18 protein-coding genes are annotated in these 18,737 nt (G+C 41.5%); 6 read left to right on the forward strand and 12 right to left on the reverse strand.

The window, feature by feature from the left end; all coding sequences use genetic code 11:
* Nucleotides 1-10: 10 nt before the first annotated feature.
* The 4 genes from D8836_RS03510 to D8836_RS03525 form a co-directional block, all read right to left on the reverse strand.
* Nucleotides 11-1,975 carry a peptide ABC transporter substrate-binding protein gene (locus tag D8836_RS03510; RefSeq protein WP_125393153.1) on the reverse strand — a complete coding sequence of 655 codons (1,965 nt, stop codon included), beginning with the start codon at nucleotides 1,973-1,975 and terminating at the stop codon, nucleotides 11-13.
* Nucleotides 1,976-2,111: 136 nt separating this feature from the next.
* Nucleotides 2,112-2,246, reverse strand: coding sequence for a 50S ribosomal protein L34 (gene rpmH / locus D8836_RS03515; RefSeq protein WP_000831905.1), 135 nt, complete (start codon nucleotides 2,244-2,246; stop codon nucleotides 2,112-2,114).
* Between the two features lie 154 nt (nucleotides 2,247-2,400).
* Nucleotides 2,401-3,615: a pyridoxal phosphate-dependent aminotransferase gene (locus tag D8836_RS03520; RefSeq protein WP_125393154.1), complete on the reverse strand. Its 1,215-nt coding sequence runs from the start codon at nucleotides 3,613-3,615 to the stop codon at nucleotides 2,401-2,403.
* A gap of 156 nt (nucleotides 3,616-3,771) precedes the next feature.
* Nucleotides 3,772-4,074 carry a hypothetical protein gene (locus tag D8836_RS03525; RefSeq protein ID WP_185761586.1) on the reverse strand — a complete coding sequence of 101 codons (303 nt, stop codon included), beginning with the start codon at nucleotides 4,072-4,074 and terminating at the stop codon, nucleotides 3,772-3,774.
* Between the two features lie 161 nt (nucleotides 4,075-4,235).
* Here D8836_RS03525 and D8836_RS03530 point away from each other — a divergent pair, with 161 nt between their 5' ends.
* Nucleotides 4,236-4,688, forward strand: a complete 453-nt coding sequence (locus D8836_RS03530; protein WP_125393155.1) for a universal stress protein — start codon at nucleotides 4,236-4,238, stop codon at nucleotides 4,686-4,688.
* A 146-nt stretch (nucleotides 4,689-4,834) separates the two neighbouring features.
* On the opposite strand, the gene D8836_RS03535 is transcribed toward D8836_RS03530, so the two are convergent.
* Complete coding sequence (locus D8836_RS03535; protein WP_125393156.1) at nucleotides 4,835-6,226, reverse strand: Cof-type HAD-IIB family hydrolase; 1,392 nt, start codon at nucleotides 6,224-6,226, stop codon at nucleotides 4,835-4,837.
* A gap of 65 nt (nucleotides 6,227-6,291) precedes the next feature.
* Here D8836_RS03535 and D8836_RS03540 point away from each other — a divergent pair, with 65 nt between their 5' ends.
* Entirely contained in the window at nucleotides 6,292-7,254 is a 963-nt protein-coding gene (locus tag D8836_RS03540; RefSeq protein WP_125393157.1) for an asparaginase, read from the forward strand.
* Nucleotides 7,255-7,466: 212 nt separating this feature from the next.
* On the opposite strand, the gene ccpA is transcribed toward D8836_RS03540, so the two are convergent.
* Entirely contained in the window at nucleotides 7,467-8,477 is a 1,011-nt protein-coding gene (ccpA, locus tag D8836_RS03545) for a catabolite control protein A (protein ID WP_001090628.1), read from the reverse strand.
* A 237-nt stretch (nucleotides 8,478-8,714) separates the two neighbouring features.
* Here ccpA and D8836_RS03550 point away from each other — a divergent pair, with 237 nt between their 5' ends.
* Complete coding sequence (locus D8836_RS03550; protein ID WP_000886035.1) at nucleotides 8,715-9,032, forward strand: DUF960 domain-containing protein; 318 nt, start codon at nucleotides 8,715-8,717, stop codon at nucleotides 9,030-9,032.
* Between the two features lie 45 nt (nucleotides 9,033-9,077).
* Here D8836_RS03550 and folK read toward each other — a convergent pair whose 3' ends face one another.
* The 6 genes from folK to D8836_RS03580 form a co-directional block, all read right to left on the reverse strand.
* Nucleotides 9,078-9,890 carry a 2-amino-4-hydroxy-6-hydroxymethyldihydropteridine diphosphokinase gene (gene folK / locus D8836_RS03555; protein ID WP_125393158.1) on the reverse strand — a complete coding sequence of 271 codons (813 nt, stop codon included), beginning with the start codon at nucleotides 9,888-9,890 and terminating at the stop codon, nucleotides 9,078-9,080.
* Between the two features lie 158 nt (nucleotides 9,891-10,048).
* Complete coding sequence (gene folE, locus D8836_RS03560) at nucleotides 10,049-10,603, reverse strand: GTP cyclohydrolase I FolE (protein WP_049487304.1); 555 nt, start codon at nucleotides 10,601-10,603, stop codon at nucleotides 10,049-10,051.
* Entirely contained in the window at nucleotides 10,584-11,906 is a 1,323-nt protein-coding gene (locus D8836_RS03565; protein WP_125393159.1) for a bifunctional folylpolyglutamate synthase/dihydrofolate synthase, read from the reverse strand. The genes folE and D8836_RS03565 overlap by 20 nt, the downstream gene beginning before the upstream one ends.
* A gap of 1 nt (nucleotide 11,907) precedes the next feature.
* Nucleotides 11,908-12,882, reverse strand: coding sequence for a dihydropteroate synthase (gene folP / locus D8836_RS03570; RefSeq protein WP_185761587.1), 975 nt, complete (start codon nucleotides 12,880-12,882; stop codon nucleotides 11,908-11,910).
* A gap of 95 nt (nucleotides 12,883-12,977) precedes the next feature.
* Nucleotides 12,978-13,685, reverse strand: a complete 708-nt coding sequence (locus D8836_RS03575) for a CPBP family intramembrane glutamic endopeptidase (protein WP_185756876.1) — start codon at nucleotides 13,683-13,685, stop codon at nucleotides 12,978-12,980.
* A gap of 52 nt (nucleotides 13,686-13,737) precedes the next feature.
* Complete coding sequence (locus tag D8836_RS03580) at nucleotides 13,738-15,156, reverse strand: NCS2 family permease (protein ID WP_125393162.1); 1,419 nt, start codon at nucleotides 15,154-15,156, stop codon at nucleotides 13,738-13,740.
* Nucleotides 15,157-15,345: 189 nt separating this feature from the next.
* Here D8836_RS03580 and D8836_RS03585 point away from each other — a divergent pair, with 189 nt between their 5' ends.
* The 3 genes from D8836_RS03585 to D8836_RS03600 all read left to right on the forward strand — a co-directional run bounded on the left by D8836_RS03585 (nucleotide 15,346) and on the right by D8836_RS03600 (nucleotide 18,734).
* Complete coding sequence (locus D8836_RS03585) at nucleotides 15,346-16,158, forward strand: Cof-type HAD-IIB family hydrolase (protein ID WP_125393163.1); 813 nt, start codon at nucleotides 15,346-15,348, stop codon at nucleotides 16,156-16,158.
* 330 nt (nucleotides 16,159-16,488) lie between these two features.
* On the forward strand, nucleotides 16,489-17,508 hold the full coding sequence (gene adhP, locus D8836_RS03595; RefSeq protein ID WP_000649182.1) for an alcohol dehydrogenase AdhP: 1,020 nt from the start codon (nucleotides 16,489-16,491) through the stop codon (nucleotides 17,506-17,508).
* Between the two features lie 236 nt (nucleotides 17,509-17,744).
* Entirely contained in the window at nucleotides 17,745-18,734 is a 990-nt protein-coding gene (locus D8836_RS03600; protein WP_042749983.1) for a PTS sugar transporter subunit IIB, read from the forward strand.
* Nucleotides 18,735-18,737: the final 3 nt, after the last annotated feature.

The raw sequence follows: 18,737 nt of genomic DNA on the forward strand, positions 1-18,737 counted from the left end.
ACTAGGAATATCATTGAATATGGTTAGCTAAATCTTCCTGAGCTTTTTTATTTGACTCAACTTTTTCTTTCAGCCATTTTTCATAGAGTTCCTGGTACTGTTTAGCAGTTACTGGCTCTTTTTGCAGTTCAACATATTTGTAGTTATCCGCATTTCCCTTATGACCAACAAATGAGAATGGTCCTGTAAACGGTACAGTCTTACGGAAGATTGGGTTAGCTCCACCACTTTGAACTGGTAGGAAGAGGGCAGTATCTGTCAACCAAGCTTGAGCTTCAGCATATTTTTCATAGCGAGCTTGAGTATCTGTGATTTCCGCATCAGCCTGATCCAAGAGTTTCTTGTAGTCAGCAAGACCAATTTTGTCCTTAACTTCCTTGTCTTTTCCTTCAGACAAGCCCATGTTTTTCAACTGAGAACCTGTCTCTGGATCAAGGATGGCTAGATAAGTCTTAGGATCTGAGTAATCTCCACCCCATCCTGAGATGTCGATATCGTAATCTTTTTGTTCTGCTGTATCTGCAAAGTAGGTTGCCTGGTCTTTTTCATCTGGAGAAAGTTGGATAACATCAATGACTACATTATCCTTACCAAGAGTTTCTTCTACTGTTTGTTTGAAAGATCCAGCCTGTTGCACATCCAACTTAGCAGTCTGATCAACTGGCATATCCAAATGAATTGGGAAAGTTACTCCCTGTGCTTGCAGACTTTCTTTGGCCTTGGCAAACTTCTCTTTGGCTTTTTCAGGATTCAAGAAGGCTTGCTTAGCATCGTTTAGATTGATATTTGCCCAATCTTTACCATAATTGACAATTTTCTCATTAACAACATCACCGAAGTTCTTATCACCAACTTGAACAAAGTTACTTGGTGTAATCGTATTACGCAAGATACGGTCTGCTCCATCTTCACCATTTGTCTGTGCTGCATAGGCATGACGATCAAAGGCAAAGTTGATAGCCTGACGGAAATCTTTATTTTGCATAGCTGCGCGTGAATCTGTCTTTTCCTTATCAGACTGTTTCATAGTCTGCTTGTAGCTTTGACGATTCACGTTGAAAAGATAATAGAAAGTAACTGAGTTTTGCGGTGTGTAGGTAATCTTGTCCTCATTTCCCTTCTTAAGTTCAGCAAATACTGAACTTGTTGGGAAGATACGGCCATCTGTATAATTACCATCCAAGAAACCTCTAGCAATGCTGTCTTGGTCAGAACCGTCAAAGAAAGAGAGTTTCACTTTCTCAATTTTAACATTATCCTTATCCCAGTAATTAGGGTTTTTGTCAAGTTCAATCAAAGATTTGGATGTGAATGATTTAAATAAGTAAGGACCATTTGACAAGATACTTGATGGTGTCACACTTCCAAAGTCATCTCCCTGAGACTTCAAGAAGGCTTCATTTACAGGACTAAGGATACTTGCTGTTGTTTTAGAGTTCCAATAAGTCTCAGGTTGGTTGAGGGTGTATTGTAGCGTGTAATCATCCACTGCCTTAACACCAACAGTTCCAAAATCAGATGATTTCCCTTCAACATAGTCTGCTAGTCCCTTGATAGAGTCTTGAACCAAGTACAAGTTCTCAGCTTTTTTATCAGCCGCATACTTGAGACCAGTCACAAAATCATGAGCCGTCACATCCGCATACTCTTCTCCTTCAGAAGTGTACCATTTAGCCCCCTGACGGATTTTATAAGTGTAAGTCAAACCATCTTTTGACACGGTCCATGACTCAGCCATAGATGGAATGAGATTGCCATACTGGTCGTTTTCCAACAACCCATCAATCAAGTTGGTTGTGATACTAGATGTAGAGTCTCTGGTAGAAGTAATATAATCCAAGGTATCTGGGTTATTGACAAAGATATAAGAGTAAGTCTTGTCTGCATTACTTGATTGGGAAGACCCACATGCTGCTAGAGCTAGACCTGCTGTCAAAGCCATAGCTCCAAAAAGCATAACTTTTGATTTCTTCATGATTATTCTCCATTTTTACAGTATGTGAAATATTATACACCATTTGAGCAAAAATATAAAGCTTTTTGTACTTTTTTACAAAAATAAAAATCAGTAGACTCGAGTTCCTACTGATTTTTGATATGGTTCGTTTGGATTATGCAGCCAAAACTTTGCGTCCTTTACGACGACGAGCTGCTAATACGCGACGACCGTTTTTAGTTGACATACGGTTACGGAATCCGTGTTTGCGCGCACGACGAAGTTTACTTGGTTGATAAGTACGTTTCACGATGAATACCTCCTCATAGATTTTGTATTCGTTTAGCCGGCTATAAAGTGATCAGTTACTAAACATACTTTACTATTCTATCTGATTCTTTTACTTTTGTCAATAGCTCTAGGCAAATGTTTCCAGCTTTTTAGCGCTTTTTCGAATGTAAGCCCTATCTACGATACTGTTTCAAGAAACGAGTCATCTTTTCTTGTATTTGGGCTAGTTCATCGACACGAGGAAGGTAAACGATACGGAAGTGGTCTGGTTCCTGCCAGTTAAAACCTCGACCATGAACCAAGAGAACCTTTTCCTGCTTCAAGAAATTAAGGACAAACTGCTCATCATCATCGATGCGGTACATATTGCGGTCGATTTTAGGAAAGATATAGAGTCCGGCCTTGGGTTTAACAGCAGACAAACCTGGGATTTCTTGAATAGCATTGTAGATGAAATTTCTTTGCTCATAAATTCGTCCACCAGGAAGAAGTAATTCATCGACTGATTGGTGACCGCCCAAGGAAGTTTGTACGACTTGTTGAGCCAAAACATTAGAGCAAAGGCGCATATTGGACAGCATATTGAGACCTTCGATATAGCCTTTAACATGTGTCTTAGGTCCAGACAAGACCATCCAACCCACACGGAAACCAGCGATACGGTGGGATTTTGATAGACCATTCATGCTAACACAGAAAACATCTGGCGCCAGGCTCGCCACAGGCGTATGCACATGCCCATCCATTACCATGCGGTCGTAGATTTCATCCGCAAAGATAATCAAATCATTTTGACGGGCAATCTCAATAATCTCCAACAAAAGTTCCTTAGGATAAAGGGCTCCAGTTGGATTGTTTGGATTGATAAGGACGATTGCCTTGGTATTGGAAGTGATTTTTGACTTGATATCGTCAATATCTGGGTACCATTCTGCAACTTCATCACAGACATAGTGAACGGCATTTCCCCCAGCTAGGCTGACAGCTGCTGTCCAGAGAGGATAGTCTGGCATTGGTACCAAGACCTCATCCCCATTGTCCAAAAGCCCCTGCATGGACATGACAATCAGCTCACTGACACCATTTCCAAGGTAGATATCATCAATATCTACATTTGGGAATTTCTTCAATTGGCAATACTGCATGATAGCCTTACGGGCTGAGAAAATCCCTTTCGAGTCAGAATAACCTTCACTATCACGCGCATTCATAATCAAGTCATGAATGACTTCGTCTGGCGCTGTAAAACCAAATTCTGCTGGATTTCCTGTATTCAGACGTAAAATCTTTTCTCCATTTGCTCGCATCCGCATGGCTTCTTCCAAAACAGGACCACGGATATCATAAGCAACATGCTCTAACTTACTAGACTTATTATATTCTTTCATCTTGTTTCCTCAATTCATCAGGATAGTAACATTATACCACTAGAAAGAAAATGCGACAAGTTTACTGAAACGTGTGACTAGTTTCGTATAGAAGAAAAGCCTCGCTAAAAGCGAGGTCAAGACAGGGGAGATAGCAGGTATTTTGCGAAAGTCACATCACATACCAAAAGATAAACCTAGAAAAAGCAAGCCTAAAAAGGAGTCATAAAGAAGATTGAACATGAGGAAAAGCCCCCATATCATCAAGCAATCCCAACGCCCACTTCGTTTAGCGACTAGGAACAATAACAGATGGTAGAGTACATGAAAGACTAAAAATCCGATAAAACCTGGATAAAGAAGCGGTACCAGACTCTCTAATTGCCAGATCATGATAACTTCTACCAAGACTGACACTAGGATAATTCCATAATAAAGGAAATTTGATTTTTTTGATTCTTGAAAAGAGTGCTTCATCATTCTCCCTCCCTTCACTTCTTTCCTGCTATCCTTTCTTTTATTTTATCATATATTTATATAGATTTTAAGCGCTAACATTCTTTTGAAAAATACTTTTTTTACTTTACTTCTATAGTGAAAAGGTTTACAATTATAGTAAGAAAATTTCAGGAGGTTTCATTATGGCACAACGTTACCAAAATATTATGGTCGCAATCGATGGTTCTAAGGAAGCGGACTTGGCTTTTGTCAAGGGAGTTCATTCTGCTCTACGAAACGACGCTAAACTCACCATCGCACATGTCATTGACATACGCGCTCTCCAAAGCGTATCCACCTTTGATGCTGAAGTTTACGAAGAACTCCAAGTCGACGCCGAAAGTCTGATGAAAGAGTACGAAAAACGTGCTAAAGATGCTGGTGTGACAGATGTTCACATCGTTATTGAAATGGGAAATCCAAAGACCCTACTAGCGCGTACTATTCCAGATGCTGAAGAAGTGGACCTTATCCTCGTTGGCGCAACTGGTCTCAACGCCTTTGAACGCCTCTTGGTCGGTTCTTCATCTGAATACATCCTCCGCCATGCTAAGGTCGATTTGCTGGTAGTCAGAGAACAAGAAAAAACCTTATAATCACGAAAAAAGGAGCTCAGTGCTCCTTTTTGTTTACTATTTATACTCTTCGAAAATCAAATTCAAACCACGTCAACGTCCATCTACAACCTCAAAACAGTGTTTTGAGCAGCCTGCGGCTAGTTTCCTAGTTTGCTCTTTGATTTTCATTGAGTATTATTTCTCTCTTTATGGCGTTCATAAGCCTTGAGCTGACGCTGCAGTTCCTTTTTAATAGCAGGTTCTGGAGCATATTTTTCTTCCCAATCATCTGGCTTTAAGATTTTGTGGGTCACTGGATCAAAATGAGCCTTGCCATCTGGGAAAATTTTCCCCATATTGGCCTGATGAACAATATCAAAAATACGTTCTGGATCCACCCCCATCAAGACAAAACTACCGTAGGTAAAGTAAAGTGTGTCAATCAGGGCATCTACCTGACCTATCAAATCTTGCTGAGCAGGCGTCTTCTTAGCTACTTTATCTGCTGCCTTATCCAGAGCTTGATGAAGTTGCGATAGAGCTTGACCAAAGTCCTCTTCAGAAGGACTGGCAGCTCTAACAAATTCCACCAATTCTTCTATTTTAAAGCCAGCCCTGTGGGTTGCACCTTCTAAATCCCAAGCTCGAGGTTCTTCTTGGGTTCGTTCATCCATCATGTGGTGGAAGGTCTTGACCTTATTGAAATGATAGTCACGGCTGACAAAAACTTTTTCTGAAGCTAGAACACCAAAATGTTCCAAGGCCTTATGGATTCCGTCTTGCTGATTGCTAGTGGTGATGTGCTTGGCAACTTCCTTGACACTGCTACTACCATTTCCCATAGCGACCGACATACCGACACCCGCCAGCATTTCTAGGTCGTTATCTGAGTCACCAAAGGCCATGACTTGGTTGAGGTCAAAGCCATATTCTTTCCCGACTCGGCGTATGCCTTCCAATTTAGAGTTTCCTTGATTGATGACATCCGCTGCAAAAGGATTGCTACGTGTCAATTTCAAGTCTTCAAAATCAGCTGCCGCCTTCTCAGATTCTTCTGGCGTCATCAGCATCAAAACTTGGTAGATAGGCTGATTCATCAGATGAAGCAGGTCTTCTTCCTTTTGGGGAACAATCTTGCTGACCATACGATTAAAGGAATGACTCACTGTCCGAGTTAAAACAGAGGGAACGAAGCGACTGATTCGTTGGGAAAAAGAACCCAAACCAAAAGACATGATTTTGGAACCCAACATGGCATCCTTGGTCCCTAGGGCAATCTCCTTGCCCTCTTTTTTAGCATAAGTAATGAGGTGACGCAAATGTAACTTGGAAATTGGGCTCGTGAACAAGACTCTGTCTTTAGTAAAGATATACTGGCCATTGTAGGTTACCGCAAAGTCCAGGTCCAAATCGTCCATCAATTCCTTAACAAAAAAAGGTCCTCGTCCTGTCGCTACACCGACAAGCACCCCTTGTTCTTTGACGATTTTAATCGCGTCCTTAGTGGATTTCAAAACACTCTTGCGATCGTTGACCAAGGTTCCATCGATATCAAAAAAAACAGCTTTGACTTCCATCCTATCCCAATCTCCCCTTTTGTGATACAATGATTATACCACATTTCAGAAAGAGTGAGTAAATCATGCCTAAGAAAATCCTTGTTTTACATACAGGTGGGACTATTTCCATGCAGGCCGATGCTTCTGGAGCTGTTGTGACAAGTTCAGATAATCCCATGAACCATGTGTCCAATCCTCTCGAAGGAATCCAAGTCCACGCCTTGGACTTTTTTAACCTGCCAAGCCCACATATCAAACCCAAGCATATGCTGGCCCTCTACCAGAAAATTAAAGAGGAAGCAGATAATTACGATGGAGTGGTGATCACTCACGGGACCGATACTTTAGAGGAAACAGCCTATTTCCTTGATACCATGGAAGTTCCCCATATGCCTATCGTTCTAACAGGGGCCATGCGCAGCTCCAACGAACTCGGTAGTGATGGTGTTTACAACTATCTGAGTGCTTTAAGGGTGGCTAGCGATGACAGGGCTGCTGATAAAGGAGTTTTGGTCGTTATGAACGATGAAATCCACGCTGCCAAGTATGTAACCAAAACACATACGACCAACGTCAGCACCTTCCAGACTCCTACCCACGGCCCCCTTGGTCTCATCATGAAACAGGAAATACTCTACTTCAAAACAGCTGAACCTCGTGTTCGCTTTGACCTTGATCACATACAAGGTTTAGTCCCTATCATCTCGGCTTATGCTGGTATGACAGATGAGCTGATTGATATGCTGGATTTGGAACAATTGGACGGCTTGATTATCCAAGCCTTCGGAGCTGGTAATATTCCCAAAGAAACGGCTCAAAAATTAGAAAGCCTTCTGCAAAAAGGAATCCCAGTCGCTCTGGTTTCACGATGCTTTAACGGTATAGCGGAACCTGTTTATGCCTACCAAGGTGGGGGCGTGCAGTTGCAAAAAGCAGGCGTTTTCTTTGTCAAAGAACTTAACGCCCAAAAAGCCCGCTTGAAACTCCTCATCGCCATCAATGCCGGACTAACAGGGCCAGCTTTGAAAGACTATATGGAAGGCTAATACTCTTCGAAAATCTCTTCAAACCACATCAGCTTCTATCTGCAACCTCAAAACAGTGTTTTGAGCTGACTTCGTCAGTTTCATCTACAACCTCAAAGCAGTGCTTTGAGCAACCTGCGGCTAGCTTCCTAGTTTGCCTTTTGACTTTCATTGAGTATAACTCCTACTCTAGAAAGCAAAATCAGGAAATCTTCACGATTCCCTGATTTTTTCTATTTACGTTTTCGTGTGGAACGACGTTCTGTCAAACCATGAGGTAAGAGAACTTCACGTTCTTCCAACTCTTCCTTGTGCATAATCTTAGTCAACATACGCATACTAATGGCACCAAGGTCATAAAGAGGTTGGGCAATAGTTGTCAAGTTTGGACGGGTAAAGCGAGAGACTTGTGAATCATCACTAGTAATGATTTCAAACTCTTCTGGTACTGACACACCCTTATCAGCAAGGCCATTCAAGACACCTGCTGCCAACTCATCACCTGTTACAACTGCTGCAGTTGCATTTGATGAAATCAAGCGTTCTGCCAAGGCATAGCCATCTTCATAAGTGTATTTAGACTCAAATACCAATCCTTCGCTATAAGAAATCCCTGCTTTTTTCAAGGCTTCCTTGTAGCCAACCAAACGAACCTTACCATTGATGTCATCCACTAGTGGACCGCTTACGAAAGCAATGCGCTCATTTTCTTTAGCAAGGTAGGTTACTGCATCAATCGTTGCTTGTTTGTAGTCAATATTAACACTTGGAAGCTGGTGCTCCACATCTACTGTTCCCGCAAGAACAACTGGTGTTCGAGAACGAGAAAACTCTGAACGAATTTTTTCAGTCAAGTGGTACCCCATAAAAATGATACCATCCACTTGCTTAGAAAACAGTGTATTGACAACTGAAACTTCCTTGTCATCGTCCTCATCACTATTAGCAAGGACAATATTGTACTTGTACATTTCAGCGATATCATCAATCCCTTTAGCAAGTGTTGAGAAATAACCATTGGTAATATTGGGGATCACAACACCGACAGTGGTTGTCTTTTTACTTGCAAGACCACGCGCCACTGCATTTGGACGGTAATCCAAACGGTCAATCACCTCAAGCACTTTTTTACGGGTGTTCTCTTTTACATTCTTATTGCCATTGACTACACGGCTAACTGTCGCCATTGAAACTCCTGCTTCACGGGCGACATCATAAATCGTTACTGTATCGTCTGTATTCATTCCATTTCCTTTCTATATCATACCTCACGAGACTCTAAAAAAAGAGACGGTATGAAAATTTCGTTTTCATGATTCTATTTATTCCATTTTATCACTATTTGTAAACACTTTCAAGCATTTTTTGAAGATTATTTGAAAAAATTTCATAGGAAGCTATGTTTATGAAGAAAAAATCACCTTTTCTTGATTTTTAATCCTATTTACTGTATGATAAGGGAAAAGAAAGGGGGAAGAAATATGGCTTTTACCAATACACACATGCGATCAGCTAGTTTTGGCATTGTTACCAGCTTGCCTGATGATGTTATTGACTCTTTTTGGTATATCATCGACCACTTCTTAAAAAATGTCTTTGAATTGGAGGAGGAACTCGAGTTTCAATTGCTCAATAACCAAGGAAAAATTACCTTCCACTTTTCAAGTCAACACCTCCCTACAGCCATTGATTTTGACTTTAACCACCCTTTCGACCCTCTTTATCCCCCCAGAGTACTGGTTTTAGACATGGACGGTAGAGAAACTATCCTCCTCCCAGAAGAAAATGACCTATTTTAAAAACTCTAGCCTTCAGTTACAAACGACTGAAAACTAGAGTTTTTTCTATTGTTTCAAAGCATTATACAAGTTGCGGATCGGTTGCTTTAATGTAGGATGGATAAAATGAGGCGCAATTTCCTGTAAGGACTCAAGGACAAAAAGGCGTTCCGCTATGTAAGGATGAGGCAAGATAAGCTCATCTGTATAAATGACCTGGTCCTCCACAAAGAGCAAGTCCAAATCAATCAAACGAGGCCCCCAATGTACTTCTCTCACCCGTCCCATCTCTGACTCAATGGCTAACAAGGTCTCTAATAGAACTGGGGCCGGCAACCAGGTTTCAACCTCAACCACTTGATTAGCAAAGCTATCTTGCTCCACACCACCCCAAGGCTCCGTCGTCAAGATACTAGACTCTTTGAGAATATGGATACCTCGATTTCGCATTTTCTCAATGGCTTGTTTCAAGTTTGCTTGTTTATCTCCCATATTGCTTCCTAGGGCGATAAAGGCTCGTTGCTTGCGGCGATGAATGGTTACCGAGCAAGTATCTAGTGGCAAATGCACTGGCGCCCAAGGTTTTTTCAGTTCCAACTTCATTTCTTGGACAAGAGGATAAGCCTCAAAAGTACGTTCTACCAGTTTATAAGCTACCGTTTCAATTAAATCTTCACTCGTTTCCTGAAACCATGCCGTCCACTGCTGGCACAATTCTCCGTAATGGACAGAGGCTGTTAAATCCAAATCTGTCGCCGCCTTGGTCATATCATAGGATAGGATTGCGGAAATAACAAACTTCTGCCCCAATTCTTTCTCACTAGGAAAAAGACCATGATAAGCAAAAATTTCCAAATCCTTAATCTGCAGTTGATCCATAATGATTCCTTTCTAGAAAAATCCGCCTAAAGCGGATTCTTTTTATACTCAATGAAAATCAAAGAGCAAACTAAGAAGCTAGCCGCAGGCTGCTCAAAACACTGTTTTGAGGTTGCAGATGGAAGCTGACGTGGTTTGAATTTGATTTTCGAAAAGTATTATAGTCCCATTAAACGATAAGCCTGATCTCGAAGGTCCTTATCTGCTTCAAATAGACCACGAGCTACTGTCGTCAAGGTTGCAGTGCCTGGTTTTCTAACACCACGCATGCTCATACACATATGTTCCGCCTCAATAACAACAAAGGCTCCTTTAGCGCCTAGATAGTCCATCAAAGCATCGGCTACTTCGATATTCAATCGTTCTTGAATTTGTGGTTTTTTCGAATAAACTTCAACCGTACGGGCTAGCTTAGACAAACCTGCCACACGGCCATCTGGAATATAGGCAATATGCGCTCTACCATAAAATGGCAAGAAGTGGTGTTCACACATAGTATGGAAAAAAATATCCTTTTCTACCACCATATTATCGTCAATAATCTCAAAGGATTTGGACAAATGTTCCTCTGCTGTTTGACCAAGACCTGAAAAAATCTCTTGGTACATACGAGCGACACGAGCAGGTGTTTCCTGCAAGCCCTCGCGATTAACGTCCTCTCCTACAGCCTCGATAATCATTTTTACAGCTGCTTCAATCTTTTGTGTATCCATTTTCGTTCTTCCTCTCCATCAGATAGGCTCTCACTTGGCTCAAGAAATACAAGGAACCTGTGACAATCCTAACTGTTTGTTTCTCTTCTGTTTTATCTGTCAATTTTTGCTCTAGAAAATCCTGCCAACCTTGGTAGCTGAGATTTCTAGACTTGGCTGCCTCTTTCAGCACGTTTTCATCAGTCGCCCGACTATCGTCAAAATGTGTCAGGGTAAGCTCGGTATCTGGGATTTGCTCCAACAAATCCAACATATCCTCCAAGGCCTTGGTTTTGATACAAGTAAAGAGGATTTCCTTACGATAATCTGCAAAGCGTTCTTGCAAGGTTGCTAATAAAGCCTTGATAGCATGGGGATTGTGGGCTCCATCCAAAATCATCAAGGGATCTCTTGACACGATTTCCAAACGCCCTGGCCAACTTGTTTCTTCCAAGGCTTGAGCAAGCAAGTGATTACTTGCTAGTTCTCGACCATCTTCTTGACAAAAAGTATCAAGTAAAGCTATGGCCATTCCAGCATTCTCTATCTGGTGCAAACCAAGCAGGCCAGTCTGGAAGCGACCTTGCCTGACAACACTTGTATAGTCAAAGACTTCGCCTGTAACCACACTCTTTTGATGGCTGACCTGATAATCTGTCCCGTAGGCAAATCTCGGCGCATCTTTCCCTTCCGCGATGTGGTCAATCACAGCCAAAGCTTCTGGAGCGATACGACCTGTCACCAAGGGAATACCTTGTTTGATAATACCAGCTTTCTGCTCTGCTATAGCTTCCAAGGTGTCACCAAGTAGGGCTACATGGTCCAATCCAATGGTCGTAATTCCTGTTAAAATTGGCTGGCAGACATTGGTACTATCCAAAAGTCCGCCCATGCCCACTTCCATAATGGCCACATCTACTTGTTCAGAGGCAAAGTAATCATAGGCTATAGCTGTGATTATCTCAAACTCGGTTGTTCCCTGCAAATTAGCAGCCGTTTCTCCTTCCAGCAAAGTCTGATAGTCTGCCATAAGGGCTTCTAGTCTCTCTTCTGGAATAGATTCCCCATTGATGCTAATCTGGTCTGTATAATGAATGAGATAGGGCGAGCTGAACACCCCAACTGTCAGACCTAGCTTTTCCAGCATCTTTTTCAAAAAAGCAATGGTCGAGCCCTTGCCATTGGTCCCTCCGATATGGATGATCTTGAGTTTGAGATGGGGATTGCCACGCAAGGCTAATAGTTCCACCATACGTTCCAAGCCAAAATGCGGTTGGTCCGTCCGGTAGTTGGCAATCCACTGATTGTTTTCAATTTCTTTCATCTTATTTGTATTGTTTTAAATCTAGATTTTCCGCTTCATCAGCTAGACGAATAGCAGAGGCAATTTCAACCGCCATCTTGTGACTGGCTACGTCATGCACGCGCACCACTTCCACACCCTGTCTCGCAGCGATACTGGTTACATGAGCCGAAACCGTATCCCGATTGCGGAAACCAAGTTCGGTCTCAGGATTGACTTCAAAACCATTTTCTTCAAGGATATTGATGACAAACCTCTTACGCGAAACACCAAGAAAGATTGGATAGCCTTTCTGATGGAGTTTATCCAAGTCCCGTAAAAGGAGCAAATTTTCTTTCTTGGTCAGACCAAAGCCGATTCCTGGATCCAGCAGGATATTTTCTGGTGCAATACCCGCTTCGTCCGCTCTCGCTAAGGCTCTGTCAAAGAAAGCCTTCATCAAGTCTTCGATTGGCATTTTTTCAAAATCAGCTAACTCTTTTTCTGTAAAGGTTTGACCAAAGCCAAAATGAGGAAAGATGAGCGAGCTAGGATGCTGAGGTCGAGCCATGACTGGATTAAACATGATGACCACTTTCGCTCCATCTTTAGCTATCACATGGGCCATTTTTTCATCACCCATGAGACCAGTGATATCATTGACTAGATTGGCACCAGCAGCCAAAGCAGCCTCTGCCACCTGACTTTTCCAAGTATCAATGGAAATGAGGACATCACTTTCCTTGCGAATCGCTTTAATCACTGGAACCACACGCTGGATTTCCTCTTCTATCTCAACATAGCTACTTCCCGGCCGAGTCGATTCTCCACCGATATCTAGCATACTAGCCCCTTCTGCTATCAATTTACGAGCCTGCTGGAGCGCCTGCTCAAGAGCAAAAAATTGACCACCGTCCGAAAAGGAGTCTGGGGTTACATTGATAATTCCACAAATAGCTGTCTTTGCATGATTTGCTTTAGTTGACATATCGGTCACTCCCTCAAGGCTTTTCACCATATTATTTCTCTATTTTACCATAAAAAGAAAAAGATGGATACGATTGCATTCATCTTTCCCTAGTAGAAAGAGATCAGTTCCTACATGAAAACTTTCTAAACAGAAATTCCTAATGTCCGACTCATAATCACCACAAGAGCTAGCAAACAGAAAGCAACCCCATTCACAATCATGTGAAGTAAGATCGACATTTCCAAACGTTGGGTCTTATAAGCCGTCCAAGATAGAACGATCGACATACCTCCATAAATCAATAAAGAAGGTAGATTACTTGGTTGATGCAATAAAGCAAACACAATCGTACCGACTACAAATCCCAAGTTCTCTTTTCCTCGGAAAATCTTTTTAGGAACAATCCCACGGCACAAGATTTCCTCACAAATCGGAGCCAGCAAGGCTAGCAAGAAGAAACTGGAAATCAGTGAACTATTTTGAACCATATCGTTAATCTGAGACTGATTACTTGTTGTCGTCTCATTTGACAATTGCAATAAGATGGAACCAAGTATATTTGACCCGATAATAACTAGATAACTCAAGCCCAAACGTGCCAAATCCTTAGCTCTAAAAAAAGAAAAATTAAAACTTGCTAATTGCTTTTTACGAGCCCCTATAATAAACAGTGCCAGAATCACAATCGAAATACCAGCAACTATAAGCCCTGACTGTAACAGTGGTACTGCATTTAAAGTTAAAATAGCAGTAACCCCTATAGGAATCTGATATAAAATTGTCGCTAGCAAAAAGATTAACAGCCAGCCTGCACGATTCAATAATTCTTTCCACATACTTTTCTCTTTCATCACCTATCTCCTTTGTATTAAAAAAGGGGGGAAATCCCCCTGGGTAATTCTATTATAGGGCCATACTGATGTAGTTAAGGATAAACAAGGCATCCAAAATCCAAATCATAACATGAACATCTTTAGCTTGACCTTTGACAAGCTTAGTCAAAGTGTAAGTCAAGAAACCAACTGCAATCCCTTGAGTGATAGAGTAGCTGAATCCCATAAAGATAGATGTGAAGAAGGCAGGAACCGCTTCAGACATATCGTCCCAATGGATATTTTTCAAGCTAGCCAACATCATAATCCCAACGATAATCAAGATTGGAGCTGTAGCGGCTGTTGGTACAATCGCTAGAAGTGGACTAAAGAAGCTTGAGATCGCAAAACAGATAGCTACAACCAAGGCTGTCAAACCAGTACGTCCACCTGCACCGATACCAGCAGCAGACTCAACATAAGTCGTTACGTTCGAAGTACCAGCGATGGCACCAATTGAAGTACCAATCAAGTCAGAGTAAAGAGCCTTATCCAACTTAGCTGATTGGTGATTTTCACCATTTGTCGCTACGATACCAACTTTTTCACCTGTACCGATCAAGGTACCAATTGTATCAAAAATATCTGTCAATGAAAAGGCAAGAATAGCCATCAGAGTTTCAGGCAAGCGAGCTGTATCTGAAATCAAAGCTCCCAAACCTTCTGAACCAAGAGCTGCACCAAAAACTGTCTTCAAGTCTTCAAAGGCTGCACCAACATGGTTATTAGCAAAATCGATACTAGACAAATCTACCAAACCAACTGCAATAGCAAGAATAGTTGTTGTCAAGATAGAAAGGATAATTCCCCCTTTAATCCCTTTAATGACAAAGAAGATAGTAATGGCAAGTCCTGCAAGAGCCACCAAAACAGCCGGATTATTAAAGCTGACCAAGCCTGGAACTGCTGAAGCATTTGCTGTAATCGCTGCTTGAGCTTTATCAGCCCCTTCTCCTGCAACCGTGTAATTTCCTGGATCGATAGAGAATTTCAAAAGTCCAGCATTCTTAATCCCCACGTAGGCAAGAAAGACACCGATACCAGCTGAAATAGCTGAACGAAGAGCATTCGGAATCGATTCAATGATCATTTTACGAACATTTGTCAAGGTAATAATCAATGAGATAATTCCACAGATGAAGACCATAGCTAGGGCTTCTTGCCAAGAATAACCGAGTCCAAATACAACTGTAAAGGTAAAGAAGGCATTGAGTCCCATACCTGGTGCTTGAGCATATGGCAAGTTGGCGTAGAAGGCCATCATCAAAGTACCAGCAACTGCACCGATAATCGTTGCGAGGAATACACCCTGAGCAGGCATTCCTGTTTGCGAAAGAATTTGTGGGTTTACAAAGAGAATATAACTCATTGCAAAGAAAGTTGTTAAACCAGCGAGAACCTCTGTACGAACGTCTGTACCGTTCTCTTTTAGTTTAAATAATTTGTCCATTATCAATCTCCTTTTAATTTTTACGAACAATAATAGAATTATATCATTTATCATTCACTTTTTCAATATGTTTGTTTGATTTATTTAAGAATTTGATGAAATTTCTTTTTTTGTTTCGAATCTGCTTTTCTGCCTGCTTTCTGTTATAATAGTAGACATCTTATCTGAAAAGACACTAGAAAGGTCCCTATGACGAAAAAAATTATTGCAGTTGACCTGGATGGAACCCTACTCAACTCAGACAGTCAAATTTCTGACTTTACCAAAAAAACCATTAAAAAAGTTGTTGAAAAAGGCCATCAAGTTATTATTACGACAGGACGCCCTTACCGAATGTCAAAAGATTTTTACCGTGAACTAGGCTTAGACACTCCTATGATTAACTTCAACGGCTCCCTCACTCATTTACCAGACCAAGTTTGGAACTTTGAAAAGTGTTTAACCGTAGACAAAAAATATCTGCTAGACATGGTTCAACGTTCAGAGGACATTCAAGCCGATTTTATCGCTGGAGAATACCGTAAAAAATTCTACATTACAAATCCTAATGAAGAAATTGCCAATCCCAAACTATTTGGTGTAGAATCTTTCCAGCCTGAAGATCAATTTCAGCCTGAGTTAGTAACCAAGGATCCTAACTGCATTCTGTTGCAGACTAGAGCCAGTGACAAATATGCATTGGCAAAAGAAATGAACACCTTCTACCAGCATCAACTTTCTATTAATACCTGGGGAGGTCCGCTCAATATCCTTGAGTGTACACCCAAAGGAGTTAATAAGGCCTTTGCTTTGGACTACTTGCTCAAGGTAATGAACCGCGATAAAAAGGATTTGATTGCCTTTGGAGATGAACACAATGATACCGAAATGCTAGCTTTTGCTGGGAAAGGTTATGCAATGAAAAATGCCAACCCAGAGCTACTCCCCTATGCAGATGAGCAAATTTCCTTGACAAATGACCAAGACGGGGTTGCCAAAACCCTGCAAGACTTATTCTTATAGTCCATACTGATACTCAATGAAAATCAAAGAGCAAACTAGGAAGCTAGCCGTAGGCAGTACTTGAGTACGGCAAGGCGAAGCTGACGTGGTTTGAATTTGATTTTCGAAGAGTATGACCAGCTTGCGAGCTGGTCTTTGTGTTCTTTTCACAGTCTCATCAACCGGTTAATCGATTGTTCTACTTTTTGCCTCCAAAACCTTGGAAAAGGCTTTCTTTTGTGATATACTTCACATATAAATACAAGAGAGCTCGTCATACTCGACTCTGTTGACACAAAATCAATCCAGTCCTGTTTCTCCTGCTCTCAGTTAATATCAAGGAGGATAGCTATGAAAGCTGTTGTTGTAAATCCAGAAAGCACTGGTGTTGCTGTTGAAGAAAAAGTACTCCGTCCACTTGAAACTGGAGAAGCACTTGTAGAGATTGAATACTGTGGTGTTTGCCACACTGACCTCCACGTTGCCCATGGTGACTTTGGTCAAGTACCAGGACGCGTCCTAGGACACGAAGGTGTTGGTATCGTTAAAGAAATTGCCCCAGATGTTAAAAGCCTTAAAGTCGGTGACCGCGTCAGCGTTGCTTGGTTCTTTGAAGGATGTGGTACTTGCGAATACTGTACAACTGGCCGTGAAACTCTTTGCCGTACAGTGAAAAATGCTGGCTACTCAGTAGATGGTGGTATGGCTGAACAATGTATCGTAACTGCAGACTATGCTGTTAAAGTTCCTGACGGACTTGATCCAGCCCAAGCCTCTTCTATCACATGTGCTGGTGTAACAACCTATAAAGCTATTAAAGAAGCAAAAGTTGAACCAGGCCAATGGGTTGTTCTTTACGGTGCTGGTGGACTTGGTAACCTAGCTGTTCAATACGCTAAAAAAGTATTCAATGCTCATGTCATCGCAGTTGATATCAATAACGACAAACTTGCCCTTGCAAAAGAGGTCGGTGCTGATATCGTTATTAACGGCCTAGAAGTTGATGATGTACCTGGACTCATCAAGGAAAAAACTGATGGTGGAGCTCATTCAGCTGTCGTAACTGCTGTATCTAAAGTTGCCTTCAATCAGGCTGTTGACTCAGTTCGTGCCGGTGGTCGCGTAGTCGCTGTTGGTCTTCCTTCTGAAATGATGGAACTAAGTATCGTAAAAACAGTTCTAGATGGAATCCAAGTCATCGGTTCTCTTGTTGGAACTCGTAAAGACTTGGAAGAAGCCTTCCAATTCGGTGCAGAAGGTTTGGTAGTTCCAGTTGTTCAAAAACGCCCAGTCGAAGATGCCGTAGCCATTTTCGACGAAATGGAAAAAGGTCAAATCCAAGGACGTATGGTACTCGACTTCACCCACTAATCTAATAAAAACCTATTTTAAAAGTTGGAATGCGCTTCCAACTTTTTTATATTAAATTTTTTAATAAGGATTCAAAAAAACTTCTCTAAAACTCAATATATCAATATTTTCAGATGTAATCTTTTTAATTATTTTATGATAAATAGTTGATTTTTAGATGAAAACGGTTTATACTTAAAAAGTCTTAAAGTTTTCTTAAAAGAAAACTGAAACAACAAAAAGGAGGAATGACAATAATGAGTATCGGAATCATTATTGCGAGCCACGGCGAATTTGCTGCGGGTATTCATCAGTCAGGATCTATGATCTTTGGTGAACAAGAAAAGGTTCAAGTTGTAACCTTTATGCCAAATGAAGGTCCTGATGATTTATACGCTAAGTTTAATAACGCTGTTGCTGCATTTGACGCAGAAGATGAGGTTCTAGTTTTGGCTGACCTTTGGAGTGGATCTCCATTTAACCAAGCTAGTCGCGTGATGGGAGAAAATCCTGAGCGTAAGTTTGCCATCATCACAGGACTTAACTTACCGATGTTGATTCAAGCCTATACAGAACGCCTGATGGACGCTACAGCAGGCGTGGAAAAAGTCGCTGCGAATATTATCAAAGAAGCCAAAGATGGCATCAAAGCTCTTCCAGAAGAGTTAAACCCAGTTGAGGAAGTAGCAAGCGCTGCAGCTGCTCCAGTTGCCCAAGCTGCTATTCCAGAAGGAACTGTTATCGGAGATGGAAAACTCAAGATTAACCTTGCCCGTCTAGACACTCGTTTACTTCACGGTCAGGTTGCAACTGCTTGGACTCCAGATTCAAAAGCAGATCGTATTATCGTTGCTTCAGACAACGTTGCAAACGACGATCTTCGTAAAGAATTGATTAAACAAGCAGCTCCAAATAATGTCAGAGCCAATGTGGTTCCAATTCAAAAATTGATCGAGGTTTCAAAAGACCCACGCTTTGGAGAAACACATGCCCTTATCTTGTTTGAAACACCTCAAGATGCCCTTCGTGCAATCGAAGGTGGCGTGCCAATCAAGACCCTTAACGTAGGATCAATGGCTCACTCAACAGGTAAAACAATGGTCAACAACGTTTTGTCTATGGACAAAGATGACGTTGCTACATTTGAAAAAATGCGTGACCTCGGTGTTGAATTTGACGTACGTAAAGTACCAAACGACACCAAAAAAGATTTGTTTGACTTGATTAACAAAGCCAACGTTCAATAATAG

It is taken from the genome of Streptococcus mitis, from assembly GCF_003942995.1.
In the GTDB taxonomy this organism is placed as follows: domain Bacteria; phylum Bacillota; class Bacilli; order Lactobacillales; family Streptococcaceae; genus Streptococcus; species Streptococcus mitis_CV.

Excerpts from the sequence above, each read along its gene's own strand:
- D8836_RS03580 (WP_125393162.1), bottom strand. The coding sequence starts at position 15,156 with ATGGACAAATTATTTAAACTAAAAGAGAACGGTACAGACGTTCGTACA.
- folP (WP_185761587.1), bottom strand. The coding sequence starts at position 12,882 with ATGGTGAAAAGCCTTGAGGGAGTGACCGATATGTCAACTAAAGCAAAT.
- D8836_RS03510 (WP_125393153.1), bottom strand. The coding sequence starts at position 1,975 with ATGAAGAAATCAAAAGTTATGCTTTTTGGAGCTATGGCTTTGACAGCA.
- ccpA (WP_001090628.1), bottom strand. The coding sequence starts at position 8,477 with ATGAATACAGACGATACAGTAACGATTTATGATGTCGCCCGTGAAGCA.
- folE (WP_049487304.1), bottom strand. The coding sequence starts at position 10,603 with ATGGATACACAAAAGATTGAAGCAGCTGTAAAAATGATTATCGAGGCT.
- D8836_RS03540 (WP_125393157.1), top strand. The coding sequence starts at position 6,292 with ATGCCTAAGAAAATCCTTGTTTTACATACAGGTGGGACTATTTCCATG.
- D8836_RS03530 (WP_125393155.1), top strand. The coding sequence starts at position 4,236 with ATGGCACAACGTTACCAAAATATTATGGTCGCAATCGATGGTTCTAAG.
- D8836_RS03550 (WP_000886035.1), top strand. The coding sequence starts at position 8,715 with ATGGCTTTTACCAATACACACATGCGATCAGCTAGTTTTGGCATTGTT.
- adhP (WP_000649182.1), top strand. The coding sequence starts at position 16,489 with ATGAAAGCTGTTGTTGTAAATCCAGAAAGCACTGGTGTTGCTGTTGAA.
- D8836_RS03585 (WP_125393163.1), top strand. The coding sequence starts at position 15,346 with ATGACGAAAAAAATTATTGCAGTTGACCTGGATGGAACCCTACTCAAC.
- D8836_RS03520 (WP_125393154.1), bottom strand. The coding sequence starts at position 3,615 with ATGAAAGAATATAATAAGTCTAGTAAGTTAGAGCATGTTGCTTATGAT.
- D8836_RS03525 (WP_185761586.1), bottom strand. The coding sequence starts at position 4,074 with ATGATGAAGCACTCTTTTCAAGAATCAAAAAAATCAAATTTCCTTTAT.
- D8836_RS03565 (WP_125393159.1), bottom strand. The coding sequence starts at position 11,906 with ATGAAAGAAATTGAAAACAATCAGTGGATTGCCAACTACCGGACGGAC.
- D8836_RS03575 (WP_185756876.1), bottom strand. The coding sequence starts at position 13,685 with ATGAAAGAGAAAAGTATGTGGAAAGAATTATTGAATCGTGCAGGCTGG.
- folK (WP_125393158.1), bottom strand. The coding sequence starts at position 9,890 with ATGGATCAACTGCAGATTAAGGATTTGGAAATTTTTGCTTATCATGGT.
- D8836_RS03535 (WP_125393156.1), bottom strand. The coding sequence starts at position 6,226 with ATGGAAGTCAAAGCTGTTTTTTTTGATATCGATGGAACCTTGGTCAAC.
- D8836_RS03600 (WP_042749983.1), top strand. The coding sequence starts at position 17,745 with ATGAGTATCGGAATCATTATTGCGAGCCACGGCGAATTTGCTGCGGGT.